The sequence below is a fragment of the Acinetobacter sp. ANC 3903 genome (assembly GCF_002135315.1).
Taxonomy (GTDB): Bacteria; Pseudomonadota; Gammaproteobacteria; order Pseudomonadales; family Moraxellaceae; genus Acinetobacter.
The window spans coordinates 99372-122891 of sequence record NZ_NEGA01000010.1; the positions used below are offsets into that span (position 1 = coordinate 99372).

The window sequence follows — 23520 nt, forward strand, 5'->3', positions numbered from 1 at the left end:
TTATTGCTCCAGATATTGAAGCATTAAATTGTCATGCAAAACAAAGTGGTTCAGTTGCCCCAGCTCTGCCGACATTTTCAGAATATTATCCAGCGGCTGATTCATTGCCAGACATTTTAACAGTTTAATCACGCCGCCATGGGTGACCACCAGCACATGTTCAAATTGCTTATGCTGCATATAAGTCTGAATTTGCTGTATAGCCTGATTAATTCGCACATGAAACTGCTGCAGGGTTTCAGCATTGGGCGGGCTAAACTGGGAGGGTTTCTCCCAGAATTGCGCCAGTAATTCCGGTTGGGTTGCATAAATGCTTTGGGTGGTAAGTGCTTCCCAGTCACCAAAATGCATTTCCTGCAAATTGGTATCCAGGACCACTTCAAGTTTCAGTTTGAGTGCCAATTCATCTGCAAATACACGACAGCGTTGCAAAGGTGAACTGATTATGGCATCCCAAACCAAGGTGTTAGGATCTTGCTGTAACGCTTGTTCTACTGTCTGATGCATTTGTTGCCAGCCGGATTCGGTCAATGCATCATCTGTGGAACCTCGCAAAGTATGACTTAAACTGGTTTCACCATGACGGAGCAGATCAATGCGATACATGTTCATATCCTCAATGCAAACACATTAAACCTTGTCGCCGATCACTGCCGCTTCAGCAAAAGTCGCCATATTATTATGCAGACTGCAGGCTAATTTGATAATTCCTAAAGCCGCACCGGCACCACTGCCTTCTCCCAAACGTAAATTCAGCTTGAGTAAGGGACTGGCTTTCAGTTCCTGCAATAGACGCTGATGCCCATATTCAGCGGATTGATGACCAAACAGCATCCATTCACGTACTGCCGAATTTAAACGTACTGCCACCAAAGCCGATGCCGTACTGATGAACCCGTCCACCACCATGGCCAGACCCAGTTGCGCACAACGAATATAGGCACCCACCATGGCTGCAACTTCCAGACCACCAACGGCGCATAGTGCCTTGAAGGCATCCTGACCCACATATTGCTGATGCAAAGCCAAGGCCTGATTAATCACATTTTTTTTATGGTTGAGCTGTTCTGCACGAATGCCGGTACCCACACCGGTCAATTGCTCGGCAGGCTCATTCAGTAAAAAACAGGCGACAGCAGAAGCGGAACAGGTATTGCCAATGCCCATTTCCCCCGCTACATAAATAGACGCCCCATGCGCTACAGCCTGTTCCACACTTTTTGCACCCAGCAGCATAGCTTCGGCACATTGCGCTTCGGTCATGGCCGGTTGTTTGGCGAAGTTGGCCGTACCCGGAATAATGCAATGACGTTCGACACCTGCATATTCATAGGCATCACCGACAGAGCCACAGTCAATCACTTGCAGTTTGGCATTGTATTCTTTGGCAATCACGCTGATGCAGGCACCGCCACCAGTAAAGTTTTGCAGCATCTGCCGGGTTACAGCCTGCGGATACGCCGAGATATTTTCTTCCATCACCCCATGGTCACCGGCAAAAATGCTGATCCAGGGATGGTCGATATTGGGACGAGGATTATTTTGCAAACTGGCAAGTTGAATCGCAACATTTTCCAGTTCGGAAAGTGAACCGGTAGGTTTGGTTAACTGTAATTGACGCTCTGTAGCCTGTAGTCTGGCTTCTGCACTTGGCGTTTTACACGCATCTAACCACCAGTTCATTATTTCTCTCCTTTTAAAATCATTGGGAAACCTGCCACACAAAAAACCACCTTATCGGCAATCTGCCCCAGCTGTTGATGTAAACGGCCAGATTCATCCACAAATTTACGGCTGATCTCGCCCATGGGAACAACTCCCAATCCGGTTTCATTGCTCACTAAAATGATCTGCGATTGCAACTTAGGCAGCACATCAAGTAATTTTTGACATTCCACGGCTTGCAGACTGTCATCTTCATGCATCAACAGATTGCTCATCCATAGCGTCAGGCAATCGACCAGGATCAGCTGATTCGGTGCATCAATTTGCTGCAATCGCTCTGCCAGTGAGTAAGGTTCTTCAATCAGCTGCCAATGGGCAGGACGTTGGGTTTGATGATGGGCAATTCGCTGCTGCATTTCCGCATCTAAGGCTTGAGCGGTTGCAATATAGCTCACAGCCAGGCCAGAATCTTGCGCGATTTGTTCCGCCAGACGACTTTTGCCGGAACGGGCACCGCCTAAAATGAGTTGGATCATGCATCACCCAATAAAAATTGATGGTACGGTGTTAATGGCCCTTGCAAAACCTGGGCATGATATGTCCCAAAAGTTAATTGCCGGGTCTGAAATTCAAATTGCTGCTGTGAAATTTTTTCAATGTGCTCAAAAACAGCATCACTATTCAAATTCTCTTTATATAAGCCCAAAGTAATATGCGGACAATACTGGAGGGGGGCAATTTCGTCTGAACAGGTATAGAACTGTTGGCGTATCTCGGCCAAGCTTCCATCAGGATCTTCAATTTCAATAAAAAGCGCACTTTCAAAACTATTTATGTATCCTGTTTTTAATTTAAATGAAGATTTTTGTGCCGAGCTTAAAGTTTCAATCTGTTGTTGTAATTGCTGCTGGCTAAAATCGTCATCCCAATCAGACTGGTGTGCAGTCAAAAATCCGCAAATAAACAAGGTAATATGAAACTGGCGCGTATTGGGCGTATACAGTAGGTCGGAAAAGTGCTGACGTAGGTGGTGTAAATATTGCAGTAATTCAGGCTGCTGTATTTCCAGATACCAGAGTGAATAATCCATGCGCCCCTTATGCCACTCAGGATAATCCTGTGCAAGCGTGGGTACAACTGGCATAGAGGGTTTCAGAAACACGTAAAATTCACATTAAATTCAATCGGCTTATTTAACCATGAATTTTGCCAGATGAATCAAAGCTTTGGTTTAACAATATTCAGCTTATGCTGAAATTTATTCAGTTCCTTAACCAAATTCATATTTTATCGCTTTTTTGCAGACATATACTTAGGAGAGTTTATTGCACCCAGTTCATACCGATGAGCCTTTAGCCATCTACCATATCATTCTGATTCAACAATATTTTCTTCTTGTCCTGCGCAATACCAATCATAGAAAAATAAATCATCAAACCCAGCATTAACAACAGTAAAAAATAATAAGGATAACTCTTATGCCACTGATACAAGCCGGTACTCAAAATTGGGCCTAAAACAAAACTAAGGGCCTGGGTTGCGGTACACCAGCTAGCGACTTTGGCTTGCATAGACTTCGGTGCATCTTTTGCCGCTCCCGTGGTAAATGCAGGAATTAAACACGCGACCGCAATCCCATAAAGAATATAAAGGAACTGGAAAATACGGATATGTTCGGTCTGTACAGAAATAAGAAGTGCTGTGGTCAAGGACAGAATCCCCACCCACAACAAGCGATAGACTGACCATTGCAGATATCTGGAAATCAGGCTTTGCATAACCACCAGTGCAATACCCACAATTAAAGAACACTGGGAAAAATATACGGCGCCTTGTGCAATACTCATGTGAAAATAATCCTGGATATAAAAACCGGTAGTCAAATTCACAGTCACAATGGCCAGATACAAACTAAAGCCAAGCAGCAACCAGGCAGAACATTGATAAATGGAAAAGTCTGAGTCTGTATTGGCTGTATTTAGAACATGCTCCTGTTGAGCAGATTGAACCGTGCTGCTACGTTCAAATCCAAACACAATCACCACGCTAATCAAACTTAAAATGATTATCGCAGCCCATAACGGAGCCAAGATGCCCCACGCTAACAGTAAAGTCGTTAAAAATGGGCCCACAATCACGCCTACACTATTTAACGCGCCAAATTTTGACATGGTCTGGCTGCGTTCTTGTTCCTCGACATAACGGGTCATCACATAGGTTTGTAGCGAAATCTGCGGCATAGCCATAAATACCCCCGTTCCTGCACGTGCCGCCATGAGCAAGCCAAACAGGCTTATTAACGACACCTGAACCGACAGGCCATAGAGCAATGCGGCAGTGAAAATCCCCCAGGTAATGGTCCAATAAAACCAAGGCTGAGCAACTGGTAAATCGAAATTTTATTTTGATTTTTAGAAATATAAATGGCTGCAATCGCCATCAGTAATGCCCCACCCGAGACCATGGCACCGCCTTGCAGTTCCGACAACTTTTAACTGGCGAACCAGAGGCGCCAGCAAAGGTAAAATCATCGAAAAACTCGCCCCATTGGCCAGACTTGCCGCAATGAAAATTTTGTTATTTTTATCCATGCCTTATTTTTAATTCCCACTCGCGGTTTGTATTTATAAGAACCAGAGCCAACATACACTAGCTCTTTCATGCTTTTTCAGAACGAAATTTAGGACTTCACGCTATAGCTCAGGCCATAAGTTCGGCCTTGGATAGGTAACACCAATGCAACAGATTGATTATAAAAAAATTTACAGTCAGTATTCCAGACGCTGGAATACCCAACCCCGGGTTCCCAAAGCCCACTTGGGTATTGGCAATCACATCCATTGTGGCAAACCCATTGTTTCAGTTTGCAGCCGAGCTATATTTAATCGTATCTTGCCGGGCTTTATCAGTACCGCCAATCACCAAAGCTTGTACGCGCAAGATCATATTATTAAATTGTCCAACTGCTAGATCGGGTTCTTTTAATGGCATGAAACAAATAGGATTCAGTTTTTTGCCCAAGCCACTCTGAGTATTTTTTATTGATTACGGGTATTAGCCAGTGTTCAACCCAGCGTCCCGTCTGGTATAATCTTATAACTTACATACATTTGATTTTATTTACTATTCACCACGAATTCTGCGGCATCTCACGTAGCACATTAGGCTCTACAATCGGTTAAATAAGAACCTTTCAAAAAATTTCTAAACTGCTATTGATGATCAATTAAATGAAAATTTTCTCATTTATCATTGAGAAGCCAATTAAACTTCTATAAAAAAGCCCTAAATTTCTTTAGGGCTGAAGAGAAGTATTGAAGTCGATTTTTATACGTCTAGCACATCTACAAATTCTGCGCCCAAGACCTGTGCTAAATCTTGTGGTTTTACGCCTATATCCAGGCCTCTTTTGCCGCCACTGACATATATTTTTTGCAGCTGCTGTGCTGAAGTATCGATGACCGTTTTTAAACGCTTTTTCTGTCCAACCGGGCTAATTCCCCCGACCAAATAGCCTGTCAAGCGTTCGGCATTTTTAGGATCGGCCATCTGCAATTTTTTACAGCCCACTGCCGCTGCCACTTTCTTTAAATTCAGTTGGTGATTTACCGGTAATACCGCCACAAAATAGTTCTTATCATCGGTCACCAACAGGGTTTTAAATACTTCTTCAACCCTTAGACTCAGTTTTTCGGCTGCTTCCAAACCGAAACTTTTAGCATTGGCATCGTGTTCATATTCATGGATAGAAAATTCAATTTTATTTGATTTTAAAACTTTGCAAGCAGGTGTCATTTTTTGATGATAGTAAAAACGAGTTAAATAAATTATATGCCTTTTAAAAGTGAATGTTTAGTATACTTAGGCTATTTTTAGATTCATGTTTATCTCTAATCAATCTATAAAAACACTGAAAATCGTTTTAAGACTTATATTTTAAAATCAAATTATAGATGTGGCTAAAACCTAATCCTAAAGAAATATTAAGTGCTCTTCCTATTTTACCGTCGACCAACTCAGCATTTCTTTAAGAGTCTTGAGGGTGATAGTTGGTCTCTTTCTTCCTTTAATCGATCTATCTTTAATCAGGACACTTTTACTTAAAAAACCGGTTTTATCCAAGCAATCTTCTATAGCAAGATACTGAGGTTTAAACCAGATTTCTTAAAAGTGTTATTTTTTAGTTTAAAAAAGTAGATCAGACAATTGATAGAGCGCGTGGACATTGCATCCACGCTTTTTTAATTAAATTGAGATTAATGTGCCAAGTTTCTGAAAATGAGTTTCAAACTATCTAGCATTTTTTCAATTTGTAATGGTGTTAAACCTTCAAAAGATTGATCTAGAACAATGTGACTAAGATCATTAATTTTTTGCACCATTTGCTCACCCAAATGAGTTAAAACGACCCGGGTAATTCGTGCGTCATCTTCACAACAATAAGTACGCACTAAGCCTTCATCTTTTAGACGGTAAATAATTTTTGTCGTGGTCGACATCTTGCAAATTACCATTTCAGATAAATCGGATACACTCGCGTTGGGTTTGGATTTTAAAGCCTGTAAAATACGACGACGAGAATTATCTAGACCATATTTTTTTAACGCATGATCCACATTCTGCACATATTGAGAATGTACTTGAGTAATCCAGTAGTATGGAAAATTATCTAGATTAAACTCAGATGCTGCAGAAAAAAATTTGCTGTATTTAGTTGACATGGTTAAAAACCTCTAATTTATTGTTGTAATTGAAATTATTTTTAAGCATCAGATATTATTCGAAACGGCTTGTTTTAGCAATATATATTAAATTATTTTTATCGCTTATTGAGATTTTGAGCTTCTTATAAATTAAACAGAAAATCTACAAAATATGTTCAATGTTGTCTAACAAAATTCGTATAAAATAAAAAACTGGCGTCCTGCCCGGTTTTTTCATACTTGTTAGCTAAGTATGACTCCTGTCGTACCTCACATTTCTGGTGTAAGAATTATTTTTATTTAACCTGGATCCTGTTTATTTAGGTATCCCATTTTTACTTGACTTTTTAACTCGATTGATCTTGGTCAAAACAAAGGGATTAGTTTAGTATCAAACGCACTTTATTGCCAAGATTAGTCCGCTTAGCCTTTTTGCCCTATTATTTACAATTGTCGCCATGTTTAGCCTTAAGGGAGCCGCTGTGGTCAGTTTGCCACTAGACGTGCTTAGAATCGCAATGCCTTTAACTATTTATTTTGTAGTAATGTTCTTTATTAGTTTCTTTATGAGTAAGTGGATGGGGAATGATTATCCAAAAACTGCTGCCATTTCTTTTACGGCAGCAGGCAATAATTTTGAATTAGCTTTAGCTGTGGCAATTGCAACCTTCGGATTGGCCTCACCTGTTGCTTTTACGATAGTCATTGGCCGATTGGTTGAAGTACCTGTTTTAATTGCTTTAGTGAGCGTTTCGCTGTGATTAAGAAAAACGGTTTTTAAACAAGTGTAAATCAAAATAATATTGGTTTGATTTAAAATCAACCTCATACAGCCGAGACCAATTTCACTATACAAATTTAGTAAAATCAATAAATTGCAATCTAAAAAAGTCCTGCTTGAACAGCCGGGCTTTTTTAATGATGTTTTTTATTTCACGACTGTTTTTTAATCTATCTCAATTTTGTAGAGACAAACCAAACTTCTTGAATATGCTGGCACGGCGTTTTGGATGAATATTGGCTTTGCTTAAATCGCCTTGATAATGATCGAATACGCGTTTATCCATCATTTTAAACCAGAGCGATGGAATTAAAGCCGGTAATAACATAGTGGCATAACCACTAGGTAATTCAGGCGCTTCATCAAAATGGCGTAAGGCCTGAAATGGTCGTGTCGGATAGGCATGATGGTCGGAATGACGCTGTAACTGGTACAAAAACAGGTTGGTGGTAATATTGTTATTGTTCCAGCTATGCTCCGGCATGGTACGTACATAAGTCCCATCTGGTTTTTTATCGCGCATTAAACCGTAATGTTCAATATAGTTAATAATTTCAAATAAGCTCACTCCATAAAAAGCCTGCGTGGCTAAATAAGGCAGTACTTCTTTACCAAATAACTTCAGCATGGTGGCATGAAAACCGGCACTCATTGCCCAGCCTTGAAACAGCTCATTTTCCGCACTAAAGAAAGATAAACCTTTGCGTTTTAAACGGTTTTTTTCAATTTCAATGGCCGACTTGATGCCGCCAAATACCGTTCTTGGCCAAAATTCATAGAAACTTTCGCCCATTTTAGATGATGCCGGATCTTCAGGGGTTGCCGCACGCTTATGGTGTCCATAAGGATGTTCAACACGAAAATGATTATAAAACAGTGGGCTTAATGTGGCATGGGCAAGATAATGATCTTTCTTATGCGGTCTATGTGACAGCTCATGTGCTGTATTCACGCCCACACCATTAATCGCCCCCATGGAAATTCCCAACAGGATCTGATCGACAAAAGAAGTTTCTTTACGGCTCACTACATAACCGGCAAAAAGATTGGCAGCCATTTGTAAAGGAATGAATAATTTTACAATTCGGTCATAATAAGGATCTGCCACCAGCGATTTAATTTCGTCATCATTGGGATTATTACTGTCATTGCCCACCAACGCATCAATACTGGGAATAATCACGTGCAGCAATAAAGGGCCACCCAAGGCAAATATTTTTTTCGTAGCTTTAGGGCCGAACTGGTAACCGGCCAAAATTCCCATGCCAATCACTGGTAAACCCGGGCTCAGCAGCCACCAATAACGTTTTTTATCGAGTGCCAGACCTGAAGCAGTTTGCATGGTTAACGTTGTTTTTTGATCAATTTGTACTGGTGCATTCATGCTCGCGATCTTCCTTATTTTCTGTTCTCCCTTTATATTTCTAGAAATGCAGCATCAAGAACAGTTGTAAACGTCCAAAAAACCTATGCAAGCGTTCTTGGCGTATTAAGCCCCAATTTGTCCTATAAACACATGCTGGAATAAATTCAGGCTTTTTATAATTTTTAATCAAAATGAAGACAGAAACATAAGACATGGATGCCTTAAGTAAAATTTTTGATGATATTCATCTTAATAAATCTGAATATATTTATTTAAAACCGCAAGGCAACTGGGCCTATGCTTATCAGGAACAGGATGCCATGATTGGCTATGTGGTTCTGGTGGGCACGCTCAACATACAATTTGAATCGCAAAAAATGCTGCAACTGGAAGCGGGAGATTTGATCCTGATCCCTTCTGGACAGACCCATAGCTGTCACAGTAATGATAAAAAAAATCTAATTGAAGCACTTAATATTACAGGGCTTTTTGATGAAAAAAGGCAAGAAACCATTGAGTTTGGCAGTGAGAGCGGTGAACCGGTGCTAATTTTGGCCATCCGTTGTCATATCGATACCATTATGGCCCGGCCTTTACTGAATGCCCTGCCCGACTATATTCATATTCAGCATATTACCGGCAGTACCGCGCCTGAATGGCTGCAAATAGGCCTACATTTTTTGGCCGTGGAAGCCTATCAGCTGCGTCCGGGTCGTGACAAAATTCTCGACCATCTGGTGAGTATTCTTTTTATTGAATGTGTACGCGATTATATTGCGCAATTGCAAGATTCGAATAACTGGCTGCGAGCACTTTCCCATACCGAACTGGCCAATGCCTTAGCAGCCATTCATGGCAAACCTGAACAGCCATGGACCGTTGAAAGTCTGGCGGAACAATGCTGCATGTCTCGCTCAAAATTTGCGACCTTGTTTAGCACGATCGTCGGGGAAACGCCGCTGGCCTATCTACAGCAATACCGCTTCCGTTTGGCTTCACAGCATCTGCGTGAAGGGCAATTATCCATCCAGCAAATTGCCCACCGTGTCGGATATTCTTCCGAAACAGCCTTTAGTCAAACCTTTAAACGACTGTTTAACCTGACTCCAAGCCAATATCGGCAGCAGTTCCAGTAAATTATGCCTGATCAGCGACTGCATTCAAGGTATTCAGAATCGCCTGAACCGGATCTTCACTATTATCTGCCAGCAGCTGCTTATGCATGGTGATATGCTGCATGGCCTGAATCTGTGCAGTCTCCCCGTTCATCAGTTTTTCAATTTCAGCCGCCAGATTTTCTGGGGTAGCATCATGCTGAATCAGTTCCCGAATGACTTTTTTTCCGGCAATAATATTCGGCAAGGAATAATACGGAATCTTGATCAGCAACTTGACCAGATGATAAGTCAGCCAGTTCAATTTATAGAAAGTAACCATGGGACGATGTAACAGCATCGCTTCCAGTGTTGCGGTTCCCGAAGCCAATGCCACAATATTGGAAGCATTCATCACCTGACGGCCAATTTTGGATTCCACATCAGTATTTTCCAGCAAGCACACTTTAGCCACAAAATCTGCAGGATATTGTTGTAGCAATGCCTCAATCTGCTGCTTGCGTGCATCATTAATCGCAGGAATCAAAAACACATATTCAGGATGCTTTTGACTGATGATTTGCGCTGCGTCCAGCACTAAAGGCCCTAGACGTTCAACTTCACCACGGCGGCTTCCCGGTAACAGTGCAATATGTTTTTGTTCTACATTTAAGCCCAGCTCTTGCTTGGCTTCAATCAAGGGATTTTGCGGAGGCAATTGACTGGCCAATGGATGCCCGACAAAAGCTGCGGGCACATCAAACTTTTTATAAAAGGTTTTTTCAAACGGAAATAAACATAACACTAGATCGATACTGGCTTTAATGCCATACACCCGTCCCTGACGCCAAGCCCACACCGAAGGACTGACATATTGCACGGTTTTAATCGGCAGATTTTTCTGCTTTAAACTTTTAGATAAACGTAAATTAAAGTCTGGTGCATCTATACCGACAAAAACATCGACTGGATCTTTGCTCCAGGTTTCAAGCAGTCCATCACGCACGGCAAAGAGTTTTTTAAGATCTTTAAGCACTTCCACAATGCCCATGACCGATAAAATATCCATTGGATAATAGCTTTTGAAACCTTCAGCAATCATCTGCGGACCACCGATGCCTTCAAATTCAGCATCAATGCCTTGCTCTCGAAAACGGCGGATGAGTTTAGCGCCCAGTGTATCTCCAGACACTTCCCCGACAACGATACCGATTTTAAGCTTCCGATTTTGCAAGACTTTTATCCTCTTTATGCCGTATATTTTGCAGTTAGGTCTATTTTAACATAGGCCTTTCAATTTAATTGATCAGCCGCCAAGCTTTTGAAATAATTCAAAACAAGCGTTGTTTTATAAAATATCTATGTTGGGTTTAATTCATCAATAACTTCAAACAGAAGTCATTCAGCCACTACAAGCTACTTGGCAATGGTGGGGTAACCGTTATTATATCCATACTCATCCATATTGTATGATTTATTGTCTTTCCTAGTATGTGGCTTTCTTCTCCTCCCAAAACGGTCCATCTCAAAATGGTCCATCTGGATCATCCCCCTGCTTATGTAAAGTACGGTCGACTATCACAGATTATTTTTAAACAACAACAAATATGGTTTGCCAATTGTGCGTTTATGCAGGAAGCACTTCAGGCTGTTTGCCAGCAAAATTCTAATAAAAACACAATTCAATGTGGTGCATGCCAATCTTCAACTCTTCACCCGTTCAACATGGAATTAGAGTAAAAAACAGGTTTTTGTGCAAACCCTTATCATTCTGGATGCTAAAACTTCCAATACGATGCAATTATCAAACCCATAGCAGCAGTATTTGCAGCAATGGCAAAGCGCAATATCTTTGCCCATTTATTTACTTAGATTCTTTATTTTATGCAATTTTTTAGGTTTAACTCTCTTATTCCTCCAAAATTTCAGGCTAAAACCACAAAATTTATAAAACACTTTTCATCTTTATCTTTTTTTAGAATAAGCAAATCAATAATCAAGACAACGTCTTATATTGAAAAGTCATAACATATGCAGGTTTTTTGATATTTGGCATATATAACCATGTTTGGTTCAATTGAATATATTTTAGCGGGTGTTCTGGTTGGTTTCTGCGTCGGGATCACAGGTGTTGGCGGCGGTTCATTAATGACCCCGATCCTGATCAGTCTCTTTAAGATCGAACCGCACATCGCAATTGGAACCGACTTGCTTTATGCCGCCATTTCAAAATTTTGCGGTTCTATGGTTCACGCCAAAAAAATGAATATTGTCTGGCCGATTGTAATCTGGCTTGCTGTGGGCAGTATTCCGGCTTCATTTGCCACGCACTGGGTTTTAGAAAATTACCTCAGTCAATCCAGCAGCTATAAATCTGTTTTGACCATGGTGCTCGGTTTTATGCTGACCCTGACCGGTGTTTCCATCATATTCCGCGGTCATATTGAACGCTTCTTTACCAAGTTCCGTAAAGATGAACCTCTGGATATGACCCAGGATTTAGAAAAGGTTAATTTTCAGGCGAAAAACAAACGTGCTTATATTGTGATTATGGGCATTATATTGGGTGTATTCGTAACCTTATCTTCAGTGGGTGCTGGTGCATTTGGAATCATGGCATTGGTTTTAATGTTTCCTAATTTACCCATGATCCGAATTATTGGTTCAGATGTGGTTCATGCCGTGCTTTTGACTTTAGTCGCAGGTCTTGGACACATGAGTTCCGGTAATGTAGATTTACACTTGCTCGGTTGGTTACTGGTCGGTTCAATTCCTGCAATTGTGGTGGGTACTTTAATCAGTTCTCGCTTGCCAGAAAAAATTATCCGTAAGATTCTCGGTATTACCCTATTCGCATTAGGCATGAATTTCATGCTTCATCCGGTAAAAGCAAAACCTGTTGAAAAACCTGTAACTGCTATGATTTTAACTGCTGAAAAATCAACCAACGGTTAAACTATCTATGCGATTAATCGGTTTTTTTCACGGATTTATTGGTGTTTTGTATAGCAACTCACTGCTGAAATCGTGTTATATTCAGGCTACTAAAAATACTCTTGTATGATCAAACCAGTGACGGCAATGAATACACTACAGTCAAAACCTATTACACAATCTGACATCGATGACGTGAATGTACAAAGCATTCAGCCTCTTGTAACTCCAGCTGAATTAAAAAAAGAGTTGCCTTTGACTGAACAGGCTTATCAAACCGTCCTGAAAGGTCGTGAAACGATTCGCAATATTCTGGATGGTAAAGATAACCGTCTATTTGTAGTGATTGGTCCTTGTTCAATTCATGACACTGTGGCTGCTCATGAGTATGCTGATCGTCTCAAAGTTTTAAGCGAAAAAGTTAAAGATAGCCTGTATATCGTGATGCGTGTTTATTTTGAAAAACCGCGTACCACTGTAGGCTGGAAAGGTTTAATCAATGACCCGGACATGAATGACTCTTTCAACATTGAAAAAGGTCTTCGCATTGGCCGTCAGCTTTTGGTTGAATTGAATGAAAAAGGATTGCCATGTGCTACTGAAGCACTCGATCCAAACTCGCCACAATATTATCAAGATCTTATTTCATGGTCAGCGATTGGTGCACGTACCACCGAAAGCCAGACACACCGTGAAATGTCTTCAGGTTTATCTTCACCTGTAGGTTTCAAAAATGGTACTGATGGCGGCTTAACCGTTGCAACCAATGCCATGCAATCGGTTAAACATGGTCACAGCTTCCTTGGCCTGAATGACCAGGGTCAGGTTTCCGTGATTCGTACCAGCGGTAACCAGTATGCACACGTAGTACTGCGCGGCGGTAACGGCAAACCGAACTACGATGCAGGTTCTGTTGCAGATGCTGAAAATGCTTTAGCCAAAGCCAAAGTCAGTAACAAAATCATGATTGATGCCAGCCATGCCAATTCCAACAAAGATCCGTACTTGCAACCGCTGGTATTGAAAAATATCACTGAACAGATTCAGGATGGCAACAAGTCTATTGTCGGTATTATGGTAGAAAGTCATATTAAAGGTGGTCGCCAGGACATTCCCGAAAATCTGGATGATCTTGAATATGGCAAATCAGTGACTGATGGCTGTATCGATTGGGAAACTACAGAAAAAGCCCTACTCGACATGCACGAAGCATTGAAAGACATTTTGCCAAATCGCTAAGAGCTAAAACGCCATCTAAACAGATGGCGTTTCTACTTTAACCTTAGGAAAAATTTTATCTTATGAATGAAATTGAAAATGCACTCAGTCATATCGAAAATTTCCAGTTTATTCACGAACACCTATTCACTTCTGCTCAGCCTACAGCGGAACAGTTAAAGCTGATTAAAGAATACGGCGTGACTAGCATTGTGAATCTGGGATTATCCGATGCAGCGCAGCATTTAGATCATGAAGATAAAATTTGTCTGGATTTGGGCTTAAATTATATTCAGCTGCCCCTTTCTCCAGAAATCCCTTCAGATGATCAATGCTTACTGGCATTAGATATGCTAGATCATTTGGTACAGGAACAGATGGTGTGGGTGCATTGCGCCACCAATTACCATGTCAGCTGTCTGATGTATTTATATCGTCAATATTATATGGATATGGACATGCCCACTGCGCAAGAGCTGATGCACAATATTTGGGAACCAAATGAAACCTGGATCGGCTTAATCCATGCAGTAGCCCTACAACTTCAAGGTCGTAAAGCTACCCAGGAATTACAGCAGTCGTTGATTCATCCCGATCATTTTGGCTGATGTGAAACCAGCACCGTTGCCATCGATAAAATCCCTTCCTGACGTCCGGTAAAGCCCAGCTTTTCAGTGGTGGTGGCCTTCACACTGATCTGGTTCACATTCACATCCAGCACATCTGCAATACTCTGGCGCATTTCCAGATTATGTTTAGCCAGCTTTGGACGCTCACAGGCGACCGTAATATCGGCATTGTTCAGCACATAACCGCGGTCTAAAATCAGCTGGTAAACATGCTTAAGTAGAACGCGGCTGTCTGCACCCTTAAATTTTGCATCGGTGTCGGGAAAATGCTGTCCAATATCGCCCAGAGCCAAAGCCCCCAATAATGCATCACAAAGTGCATGCAATACCACATCGCCATCCGAATGTGCTTTTAAGCCATGCGTATGTGGAATCTTGACCCCTGCCAGAGTAACAAAATCACCTTCTTCAAAGGCGTGTACATCCATTCCCTGACCAATCCGAATTTGTGCGACCACGTTAAGCATCCTTAAGAAATAAATGATTGAGATGTTGTATTCACGCTTTCTATTTCGCTATAGTTACAGCAGCGCAACATAGTGAAATTATAAGCGATCATGCTGGTGAATACCGATATTAATCTCATTAAAACATTAAGCACATTATTCAGTATTGGCTGTTTGTGCTCAACCATGGCATATGCTCAAGACATTGACTGTACACAGCCCGATACAGCATCAATGAAAAATATTTGCGCTGACAATTTTGCAGAATCGCGAGAAAAACTCTCTAATCACTATATCACGGCTTTTTTAGTCAGCGATGCACCAGTACATTTACTCGAAGATACACACCGTTTATGGTTTAAGCGCTTGCAGCAATGTAAAAGCCTGGACTGTTATAAGCAGCAATTTGAAATACGTATTGAAGACCTTAATTTTTATACCTCATTGAACCAGACTTTAACCAATCACTATTTAAAATTTGAAAATGGTCAATTTGCCCATCAACCGGTACATTTACAGGTGCATCAACTGACCAAAGATAAAATTAAAATTGAAGGCATTGCCTACCGTAATCCAAATAATAAATTAGAAACGCAAACCATTCCTTTTTTGGCTTACACCACGGCTAACCAGAAAAGTGAGATCACCGATAACGAACACGATTGTAAATATCATTTCGATTTTAACAAGGCGATTTTATCGGTTAAAACCGAGCAGAAAGGCTGTGAACGTTTTGCAGGTATATACCGGCTTTATGATTAAAAATATCAGTTCTTTTGAATTTAGAAAAAAGACTCATCAATATTGGTATAATAAATCAAGTGATTTAAGAGCCTCTGCTGGTGCGTTATGGTTTGCCATGAGGGATTCAGATAATAATATTGCTGAACAGTTAAAATTAGGCAGTGGCTTTTCTATGAGAATCGCTTGTTATCCTGTTTTTCCCATGTTGTGTGGACTTTCATTAGAGGTTCTTTACAAAGCTATCTGTGTGAGAAAAGATATAAAATTTAATTCCACTCACAACTTAATCTTTCTTGCGAGAGATGCACAAATAGATATTACTGATGAAGAATCTAAATTTTTAAAAATTTTTACTGAATCTATTATCTGGAATGGGAAATATCCAGTCCCCTCCGATAAACAAAAACATGAATATGATAAATTAAATGAACTTCGCTACGATCTTCTATTTGATAAAATCAAAATTGGTTCTCTAGATGGCTATAAGCCAAACGGTAAACTTAATTGGGAAAATTTTAATAATATTTGGCTTAAAGCTGCTCATGATTATCATCTTTTAGATCACTCAGAATTTAATTAACCAAAATAGATAGAATCATAAAAAGCATGAAGTATGAACTTCATGCCTTTTTAATAACTCAAACAGGATGCTGCGAAGCGACTTGCTGACTAATCATCACTGCAGTCGCTGCCGACAAGGTCCAACCCAAATGGCCATGACCGGTATTATAAAAAATCCGTTCACGGCGACCACGGCTGACCATCGGCATCATGTTGGGCATCATCGGACGTAAACCTGCCCAAGGAACCACATCTTCAGTGGTAATATTGAAGTTCTTGTTCACCCAGTCGGTCAATGGCTGAATACGGTCAGCACGAATATCACGGTTATAACCATTAAATTCAGCCGTTCCGGCAACACGTAAACGATCCGCGCCTAAACGTGAGGAAACGATTTTAGCGCTTTCATCCAGCAAGCTGACCCAAGGCGCATTTTTGACACTATCTTCATCATTCAGATTCAGGGTAATTGAATAACCTTTCACTGGATAGACATTGACCCGATCACCTAATAAATTTGCCAACTGATAACTTCCTACACCGCCACAAACCACCACGGCATCCGCTTCCATAGATTCCACAACGGCTGCATCGAGGTGCATATTTTCATCACTGGCATGGTAAAGCACTGTGACACCTTTTTTATGGTGCTTGACGTCCATCACTTCCATACCAAACAGGTATTTCACCCCATATTTTTCAGAGGCTTCAGCCAGACCTTTGGTAAATTTATGAATATCGCCGGTCGCGTCTCCCGGACAATAAAAACCGCCGTAATATTCACCTTTCAAGCTTGGCTCTATGGCTTTAATTTCTTCAGGGCTAATCGCCATTCTTTCCAATCCACCCTGATTCAACAGTTCATTCACTTTGGTGGCGATCTCATAATCTAATTTGGTGTGATAAAAATGCAGAATGCCGCGTTTTTCCAGATCGAACTGAATATTTTCCTGTTCTGCAATATCAAATAAGCGTTGACGTGCCAGCAAAGCCATTTTAACGGTATCGCGGGTATTGGCTTCATAATGTTTGATATTGCCCACAAACTCCATCAACCAGCCATATTTATGCAAATCAAAAGATGGGTTGAGCAGTAAGGGCGCATTTTTATTCGCCATCCACTTGATACCTTTCAGTACGGTGGCTTTTTGATTCCAGACTTCTGCATTACAGGCTGAAAGCTGTCCGCCATTGGCAAATGAGGTTTCCATGGCAGGATACAAATGCTTATCTAAAACCGTAACTTTATAGCCTAAATTGGCGAGTTCGTAAGCAGTGGTAACACCGGTAATGCCTGATCCAATCACAATGATATGACACATAGCACACTCCTTGGAAATGTAGTTCTACATTTCTATGCGCCCCATCTGTCATTTTTACCTGAGAGCTTCGATCATGACGCTAAAATTTTAACGCTGACCATCCCCTTCGGTGAGCATATTGGCTGAATATGCTTCTCTCCAGATTTTTGAAATTATTACAGTCCTTTTGCCTGAGAGTTTCCGGGGTCGTTGCTCCTTCGGCGCGTTCACAGAAGAACGTCTCTCCTGCAATAATTTGCTTATATTAATATGAGCAATTTTTATACCATAGGCGAGTATTATTTTATTTAATTTGTTAATTCCTTGTACTTAATTCAAATAAGTTTATATATCAAATGTTTACTATTTTTTTAAATAATAATTTTTTACTCTTAAATAAGATCAAAGAAACTTGAATTATTCTTTTTGCAGCTAAAAAGAGCCTTCTGCCCTATTCGAGTGAAAGAAAAGAGATTGATGTACAAGCTTGTCAAAATACACGAAATGACGTTTAAAAATACCTATCAGCTTTCAACTATTGAGCCATTTTGGATCACCAATTTGCGCATATGCTGTAATTGTAAATCTATCAGCGGTTGACCTACATTGGCATCCAGCGGATAGGCCTCTCTATAATCAGTTTGAGTATAGCCACAGCGTTCATAGTATTGAATCAGCTCGGCTCTGGCATCCAGCACATACATTTCATAATGACTTAATGTAGGACAGTGTTCTGCTGCCATTTTCTCGGCATATTTTAAAACATGTTTTCCTATGCCCTTATTCTGCCAATGTGAATCTACACAAAACGTTCCAATTTCTACGTGATCTGCTTGGAATGTTAAGCCTATACATGCCACCAAATGTGTTTGAAAATCTTCAGTAGCTTCTGCTATAAACAGATAAAAATTCTCTTGTGTTAAAGTTTTCTTCAGTTGCTGGGCATTAATCCGATCTCCAGCAACAATATTCTGTTCACTCGTCCAGCTATTACCGCTATCTGTACGATAGGCCTGATTGATCAAACACACCAGATTTTCAATATCGCTCATCTGGGCAAGTCTATAATTTAATGGCTGCATTATTTTTCTAAAGTTTTTAATTCAGAGAAAATCATTATAAACAATAATCTATAAATATAAGACAATAAAAAAACCAGACTTGGTGTCTGGTTTTTTTAGTGGATCACAAATGCTCATTACTTACGGCGTTCGAGCAAAGCAATGCTTTGCTCTTCACTTAGGCTCAATCGGAATAAACGGCGCAACTACATCGGCATTCTGGGCACGATGACGCATGAAGTGATCCATGAGTACAATGGCAAACATCGCTTCAGCAATCGGGGTTGCACGCACGCCTACACACGGGTCATGGCGACCTTTGGTCAATACATCGGTATCTTCACGCTGAATGTTAATGGTTTTACCTGGGGTGGTAATACTTGCAGTTGGTTTCAGTGCAATCGCAACACGAATGGTTTGACCACTTGAAATTCCACCCAGAATGCCGCCAGCATGATTGGCCAAGAAGCCATCTGTAGTCAATTCATCACGTGATTCATGACCAAACTGTTCAGCAACCGCAAAACCATCACCAATTTCAACACCTTTAACAGCATTGATGCTCATCATAGCATGTGCAATATCCGCATCTAAACGGTCAAATACTGGCTCGCCCCAACCCACTGGCACATTCTCGGCCAGAATTTCCAGCTTCGCACCACAGCTTGTGCCTTGTTCACGTAATGAAGTCACTAAAGCTTCAAAACGTGGCACGGCATCGACATCACCACAGAAAAATGGATTGTTTGGAACTTCCTTCCAATCTAATTTTTCGGTTTTTTCCGTACCAATTTGTGTGACATGACCACGAATGTTAATACCAAACTTTTCAGCCAGATATTTTTTCGCAATCGCACCGGCTGCCACGCGCATTGCTGTTTCACGCGCACTTGAGCGGCCACCGCCACGGTAATCACGGAAACCATACTTTTGCGTATAGGTATAGTCGGCATGACCCGGACGGAAAGTCTGTGCAATATTGCCATAGTCTTTCGATTTTTGGTCGGTATTGCGGATCAGTAAACCAATCGATGTACCGGTAGTTTTACCTTCAAAGACACCGGAAATAATTTCGACTTCGTCCGGTTCTTTGCGCTGTGTTGCAAACTTGGAGGTACCCGGTTTACGACGGTCTAAATCTTTTTGTAAATCTGCTTCAGTCAGTTCGATCCCTGGCGGTACACCATCGACAATCGCCATGAGACCAACACCATGAGATTCACCACAAGTCGTTACACGGAACAGTTGTCCAATACTATTACCCGCCATGTTCACAACTCCTTATGCTTGAACAGATTTTTCAAATAAATCACGGTATTTACGGCACTGCTCTGCTGTCAAAGCAAAAATGCCTGAACCACCGTTCTGGAAGCTTAACCAATGGAAATCCACAGTATTAAAGTTCTGTTTCATCGCCCATTCAGAATTGCCCACTTCAATGACAATCAAGCCATCTTCAGTCAGGTAATCCGCTGCTTGTGCCAGCATTTTACGCACCAGATCCAGACCATCCTGACCTGCTGCAAGTGCAAGCTCAGGTTCATGCAAGAATTCCGCAGGTAAATCCGCCATATCTTCCGCATCGACATATGGAGGATTGGACACGATTAAATCATATTGATTTTCAGCAGGAATTTTTGCGAATAAATCTGATTCCATCAACGCAACCTGATATTGCATATTGTGATGTTCAGCATTAATAGAAGCCACTTCCAAAGCTTCTTTAGAAATATCGGTAGCATCCACTTCAGATTCCGGGAATGCATAAGCCAAAGCAATCGCAATACAACCCGAACCGGTACACATATCTAAAATACGACGCGGTGTTTGCGGATGATCATTTTCAGGAAGATTGTTTAACGCTTCACGCATCTGGCCATGTTCATCCAGGCAGTAAGGTGCAAAGCGTTGATTAATCAATTCAGCAATTGGAGAACGTGGAATCAGTACACGTTCATCAACGTAATAAGGTTTACCACAGAAATAAGCCAGATTTAATAAATAAGAAGTGGGCACTTTTTCATTGATACGACGTTCCAGCAAGCTGATAAATTCTGCTTTTTCGCTTGGCAGTAATTTCGCATCTAAAATTTCAGGATTGGCATTCCAGTCCAATGCCAATGTTTGAAGAACTAAGGCCGAGCTTTCAGCAAAAAAATCTTCTGTACCTTGACCTAAGTGTGCATCGTATTGACGTAGAGCTGAAACACCAAAACGGATAAAATCGCGAATTGTGCTTAGGTTTTCAGCGGCTTCCTGTAAATGTTCAGGGCTAATAGTCAGTTGATCCACTTAAGGCATCTCCAAGGTCAATTTTTAAAACGCCTTATGATACCTTGTTTTGCGGGGTTTTATAATGTTTCGACTAGATTAAAAACAAATATCTATGACGAATTTATTTAGTCTGGTAATAGTAAGTACGCTCCATTGTCATTTCGAGTACACACTTGGATTGTTTAACGGCCATATAGGCAGAAGTTACTTTTAAATAACATTTTTGATCTACACGGTTAAGCCAAAGTTTATGCTGTTGCTCGATACTAGTTTGATTAACCACATTCTTATTTATATAGCCCTTATAAGCTTTATTTAAGAGTTTTTCCTGATTTTTCAGTTCTTTGTCGACACACTTTTTGACTGTTCCAATTTCACCATAAGAAGTGTTGAGACATTTATTATATTCGTCAGAATAGCCTTGAGCTAAAACTGAATTTGACCAGAAAGCAGCCAGACTCAGCATCACTGATATTGCCAATCGCATAATATTCCCCTGTCCTAAAAGACTTAATATCAAATACTATTATTGTGTTTATGCCGTGATACTACATCAATCATGTGCAAATTCCTATAACCCGATCATTTATCCCCCAACTCAAAAAAATCATTCATATTGCATATTGAATCTGGCTAGAATATCCCCATATATTTTCAATTCTTTTTCTACAAAATATTTTTATTGTTATGAGCTACAAGCACAATAATTTAATGGCGATGCGTGAAAGCTACTGGAATGATACCGATTCTGCACAGGTACAGAAGGAAAAAAAATTCTTTCAACAAACACTACTGGAACAGGCAATTCATAGCAGCCCATCAGAAGATGATGCCAAATATCTGTTTTTTAGTTTGCCGAGCATCATTATTGTTAAAGGTTATGCACTTGGTTTTCAGCATGATGCTGTTCAAGCCATGATTTTTAAACATATTCAAAACCATAAAAATCTGTTAAAGCAAAAAGGCGATATTAAAATTCAATTTCGCATGTAAGTACTGCCAACCTGGCAGCAGTATATACCTGCCAGATAAATATCTATTTAGCGTGAATATCCTCTTATCTCCAAGAGTGATCCCCAATTCACCTGAATAGCTAATTTTATCGCGTACAATGGTACTTTTTCAGAGCAATAACTTAAATATTAAACATATTTACTCTCCATTCAGCACGTTGAACTTTTTTAATACGCGAATACACGGTAATATCCGCTACAATTAATTATTCCGCGACTTGCTGATTAAAGGATTTTGTTTAATGTCAAATCAGAACGATAAGCTTAAACAACTCAAAACCTCATCTATGGATCGACGCTTATCTATCGCTAAAGCATCATTACTCGCAGGAACGCGTTGGGCTGCATCAAGTGCAACCACCATATTTTCAAGCGAAGCAGAAAAAGAAAAAAAACGTAAAAAAGCCATGAAGGAACAAGCCGATTATCTGGTTTCTGAAATTGGTAAATTGAAAGGCTCGATTGTGAAAATCGGGCAAATGATGGCGCTGTATGGCGAACATTTTTTACCTGAAGAAATCACTCAAGCCCTCAATACCTTAAATAACCAAACTGTTGCACTTGCATGGCCGGCAATCAAGGCTCATTTGGAACAGCAGTTAGGCAGTAAACTGCATGATTTGACCATAGACCATGAACCTTTGGGTACTGCCTCTTTAGCGCAGGTACATCGTGCCACACGTAATTCAGACGGTTTGGAAATTGTATTAAAAATCCAGTATCCCGGCGTCGCTGATGCGATTGATTCAGATATGAGCCTGTTTAGAAACATGCTCAAACTGACCCGTATGGTGCCGCAAACCCGTGAATTTGATCAGTGGTTTGATGAAGTCCGTGAAATGATGCATCGTGAAGTCAATTATAAGATTGAAGCCGCGACCACTCGCCGTTTTGCCGAACGTTTAAAAGACGATCCGCGTTATATCGTACCTGAAATTATTGATGAATATTGCACTGACCAAGTTCTTTGTATGACCTTTGAACGTGGAGTACCAATCAATAGCCCGGTGATGCTGTCTCTTCCTCAAGAACGCCGCAATCAGTTAGGCGAAGCCTCGCTTGAGATTGCAGTTCGTGAGATTTTTGAATGGGGCGAAATGCAAACCGATCCAAATTTTGGCAATTATCTGGTACGTTTGGGCGATGGTGCTGAAAACGAAGATAAAATTGTGTTGCTCGATTTTGGCGCGATTCGTCAATTCGATGACCACTTGCTCAAGGTGGCACGAAATCTGATTCAAGCTGGATATAATCACAATATTGACCAAATGGTTCATGCCATGACCGGCTATGAATTTTTTGATTCAATCCCGCAAAGCATCAAGCCAGATATGGCAAAAGTATTTTTATTGGCAACCGAAGCCTTTAGTACTCTTATCAATAATCCAGACTTGCCTGAAGGTGTGATGGATGAAAATCAGCGCTATGACTGGAAAAAAAGCCAGTTACATAGCCGGGTCATGCAACGTGCTTCCAAATCGATGGCATCACGTTATTTCAGTGTTCCACCGAAAGAATTTATGTTTATTAGTCGTAAATTCATTGGTGCTTATACTTTCATGACCGTGATTGATGCAAAAACCAATGTACGAAAAATGGTGGCAAAGTTTTTATAATATATGCTGACTAGAATGCCTTTTATGTCATTCTAGTCAATTTTCACTTTTCAATCTTCACTTTCAATTTTAAAAAATAAATAATATTCAAGTATTTAATTAAATTTAAAATTA

At 40.6% G+C, this 23520-nt stretch carries 23 protein-coding genes, 2 pseudogenes and 1 riboswitch; of the genes and pseudogenes, 9 read left to right on the forward strand and 16 right to left on the reverse strand.

Translation table 11 applies throughout. From position 1 onward, the window contains the following. The 8 genes and pseudogenes from B9T29_RS09715 to B9T29_RS09745 all read right to left on the reverse strand — a co-directional run bounded on the left by B9T29_RS09715 (nt 1) and on the right by B9T29_RS09745 (nt 6386). Nucleotides 1–612 carry a histidine phosphatase family protein gene (locus B9T29_RS09715; protein WP_171264023.1) on the reverse strand — a complete coding sequence of 204 codons (612 nt, stop codon included), beginning with the start codon at nt 610–612 and terminating at the stop codon, nt 1–3. 18 nt (nt 613–630) lie between these two features. Beyond that, the gene (cobT, locus tag B9T29_RS09720; protein ID WP_086175731.1) at nt 631–1683 is read right to left on the reverse strand and encodes a nicotinate-nucleotide--dimethylbenzimidazole phosphoribosyltransferase; all 1053 of its coding nucleotides are present in this window, start codon (nt 1681–1683) and stop codon (nt 631–633) included. Continuing rightward, on the reverse strand, nt 1683–2201 hold the full coding sequence (gene cobU, locus B9T29_RS09725; RefSeq protein WP_086175732.1) for a bifunctional adenosylcobinamide kinase/adenosylcobinamide-phosphate guanylyltransferase: 519 nt from the start codon (nt 2199–2201) through the stop codon (nt 1683–1685). Before cobU ends, cobT begins: the two co-directional genes overlap by 1 nt. Continuing rightward, nucleotides 2198–2809 carry a 2'-5' RNA ligase family protein gene (locus tag B9T29_RS09730; protein WP_086175733.1) on the reverse strand — a complete coding sequence of 204 codons (612 nt, stop codon included), beginning with the start codon at nt 2807–2809 and terminating at the stop codon, nt 2198–2200. Before B9T29_RS09730 ends, cobU begins: the two co-directional genes overlap by 4 nt. 208 nt (nt 2810–3017) lie before the next feature. Further along, nucleotides 3018–4256: pseudogene (locus B9T29_RS09735) on the reverse strand (MFS transporter). Between the two features lie 268 nt (nt 4257–4524). Next, on the reverse strand, nt 4525–4656 hold the full coding sequence (locus B9T29_RS16750; protein ID WP_265733366.1) for a hypothetical protein: 132 nt from the start codon (nt 4654–4656) through the stop codon (nt 4525–4527). Nucleotides 4657–4992: 336 nt separating this feature from the next. Continuing rightward, nucleotides 4993–5460 carry a Cys-tRNA(Pro) deacylase gene (gene ybaK / locus B9T29_RS09740; RefSeq protein ID WP_086175734.1) on the reverse strand — a complete coding sequence of 156 codons (468 nt, stop codon included), beginning with the start codon at nt 5458–5460 and terminating at the stop codon, nt 4993–4995. Between the two features lie 461 nt (nt 5461–5921). Then, the gene (locus B9T29_RS09745) at nt 5922–6386 is read right to left on the reverse strand and encodes a MarR family winged helix-turn-helix transcriptional regulator (RefSeq protein ID WP_086175735.1); all 465 of its coding nucleotides are present in this window, start codon (nt 6384–6386) and stop codon (nt 5922–5924) included. A gap of 296 nt (nt 6387–6682) precedes the next feature. Between B9T29_RS09745 and B9T29_RS09750 the strand changes: the two are divergent. Next, nucleotides 6683–7129: pseudogene (locus B9T29_RS09750) on the forward strand (arsenic resistance protein); the annotation flags it as partial. A gap of 195 nt (nt 7130–7324) precedes the next feature. Here B9T29_RS09750 and B9T29_RS09755 read toward each other — a convergent pair. Further along, complete coding sequence (locus B9T29_RS09755) at nt 7325–8533, reverse strand: alkane 1-monooxygenase (protein WP_086175736.1); 1209 nt, start codon at nt 8531–8533, stop codon at nt 7325–7327. Between the two features lie 194 nt (nt 8534–8727). Here B9T29_RS09755 and B9T29_RS09760 point away from each other — a divergent pair, with 194 nt between their 5' ends. Then, nucleotides 8728–9651 carry an AraC family transcriptional regulator gene (locus tag B9T29_RS09760; protein ID WP_086175737.1) on the forward strand — a complete coding sequence of 308 codons (924 nt, stop codon included), beginning with the start codon at nt 8728–8730 and terminating at the stop codon, nt 9649–9651. A gap of 1 nt (nt 9652) precedes the next feature. Here the strand turns inward: B9T29_RS09760 and lpxB are convergent, their stop codons facing one another. After that, nucleotides 9653–10843, reverse strand: coding sequence for a lipid-A-disaccharide synthase (gene lpxB, locus B9T29_RS09765; protein ID WP_086175738.1), 1191 nt, complete (start codon nt 10841–10843; stop codon nt 9653–9655). An 830-nt stretch (nt 10844–11673) separates the two neighbouring features. Between lpxB and B9T29_RS09775 the strand changes: the two genes are divergently transcribed. From B9T29_RS09775 to B9T29_RS09785, 3 genes are all read left to right on the forward strand, one after another. Continuing rightward, a complete protein-coding gene (locus tag B9T29_RS09775) occupies nt 11674–12564 on the forward strand; it encodes a sulfite exporter TauE/SafE family protein (RefSeq protein ID WP_086175740.1) in 891 nt (296 codons plus the stop codon). A gap of 126 nt (nt 12565–12690) precedes the next feature. Next, the gene (locus tag B9T29_RS09780) at nt 12691–13782 is read left to right on the forward strand and encodes a 3-deoxy-7-phosphoheptulonate synthase (protein ID WP_143223881.1); all 1092 of its coding nucleotides are present in this window, start codon (nt 12691–12693) and stop codon (nt 13780–13782) included. 62 nt (nt 13783–13844) lie between these two features. Continuing rightward, the gene (locus B9T29_RS09785) at nt 13845–14369 is read left to right on the forward strand and encodes a protein tyrosine phosphatase family protein (protein ID WP_086175742.1); all 525 of its coding nucleotides are present in this window, start codon (nt 13845–13847) and stop codon (nt 14367–14369) included. Here the strand turns inward: B9T29_RS09785 and ispF are convergent. Beyond that, complete coding sequence (gene ispF / locus B9T29_RS09790) at nt 14357–14848, reverse strand: 2-C-methyl-D-erythritol 2,4-cyclodiphosphate synthase (RefSeq protein WP_086175743.1); 492 nt, start codon at nt 14846–14848, stop codon at nt 14357–14359. The genes B9T29_RS09785 and ispF overlap by 13 nt on opposite strands. 99 nt (nt 14849–14947) lie before the next feature. Here ispF and B9T29_RS09795 point away from each other — a divergent pair, with 99 nt between their 5' ends. After that, nucleotides 14948–15598, forward strand: coding sequence for a hypothetical protein (locus tag B9T29_RS09795; protein ID WP_086175744.1), 651 nt, complete (start codon nt 14948–14950; stop codon nt 15596–15598). Continuing rightward, the gene (locus tag B9T29_RS09800; protein ID WP_143223882.1) at nt 15561–16160 is read left to right on the forward strand and encodes a hypothetical protein; all 600 of its coding nucleotides are present in this window, start codon (nt 15561–15563) and stop codon (nt 16158–16160) included. Before B9T29_RS09795 ends, B9T29_RS09800 begins: the two co-directional genes overlap by 38 nt. Before the next feature lie 58 nt (nt 16161–16218). On the opposite strand, the gene B9T29_RS09805 is transcribed toward B9T29_RS09800, so the two are convergent. The 5 genes from B9T29_RS09805 to B9T29_RS09825 form a co-directional block, all read right to left on the reverse strand. Next, complete coding sequence (locus B9T29_RS09805; protein ID WP_086175746.1) at nt 16219–17463, reverse strand: D-amino acid dehydrogenase; 1245 nt, start codon at nt 17461–17463, stop codon at nt 16219–16221. A 148-nt stretch (nt 17464–17611) separates the two neighbouring features. After that, a riboswitch (glycine riboswitch) is annotated at nt 17612–17701 on the reverse strand. Between the two features lie 265 nt (nt 17702–17966). Next, a complete protein-coding gene (locus B9T29_RS09810; RefSeq protein ID WP_416202486.1) occupies nt 17967–18494 on the reverse strand; it encodes a GNAT family N-acetyltransferase in 528 nt (175 codons plus the stop codon). Nucleotides 18495–18677: 183 nt separating this feature from the next. Beyond that, nucleotides 18678–19772 carry a chorismate synthase gene (aroC, locus tag B9T29_RS09815; RefSeq protein ID WP_086175748.1) on the reverse strand — a complete coding sequence of 365 codons (1095 nt, stop codon included), beginning with the start codon at nt 19770–19772 and terminating at the stop codon, nt 18678–18680. 12 nt (nt 19773–19784) lie between these two features. Continuing rightward, on the reverse strand, nt 19785–20795 hold the full coding sequence (prmB, locus tag B9T29_RS09820; RefSeq protein ID WP_086175749.1) for a 50S ribosomal protein L3 N(5)-glutamine methyltransferase: 1011 nt from the start codon (nt 20793–20795) through the stop codon (nt 19785–19787). A gap of 103 nt (nt 20796–20898) precedes the next feature. Continuing rightward, nucleotides 20899–21264, reverse strand: a complete 366-nt coding sequence (locus B9T29_RS09825) for a lysozyme inhibitor LprI family protein (protein WP_086175750.1) — start codon at nt 21262–21264, stop codon at nt 20899–20901. Between the two features lie 200 nt (nt 21265–21464). On the opposite strand from B9T29_RS09825, the gene B9T29_RS09830 reads away from it, so the two are divergent. Together B9T29_RS09830 and B9T29_RS09835 are read left to right on the forward strand one after the other, a co-directional pair. Next, nucleotides 21465–21770: a hypothetical protein gene (locus tag B9T29_RS09830; protein ID WP_086175751.1), complete on the forward strand. Its 306-nt coding sequence runs from the start codon at nt 21465–21467 to the stop codon at nt 21768–21770. Between the two features lie 262 nt (nt 21771–22032). After that, nucleotides 22033–23406 (forward strand): ABC1 kinase family protein, encoded by a 1374-nt coding sequence (locus B9T29_RS09835; protein ID WP_086175752.1) that lies wholly within the window; start codon nt 22033–22035, stop codon nt 23404–23406. Nucleotides 23407–23520 lie beyond the last annotated feature (114 nt).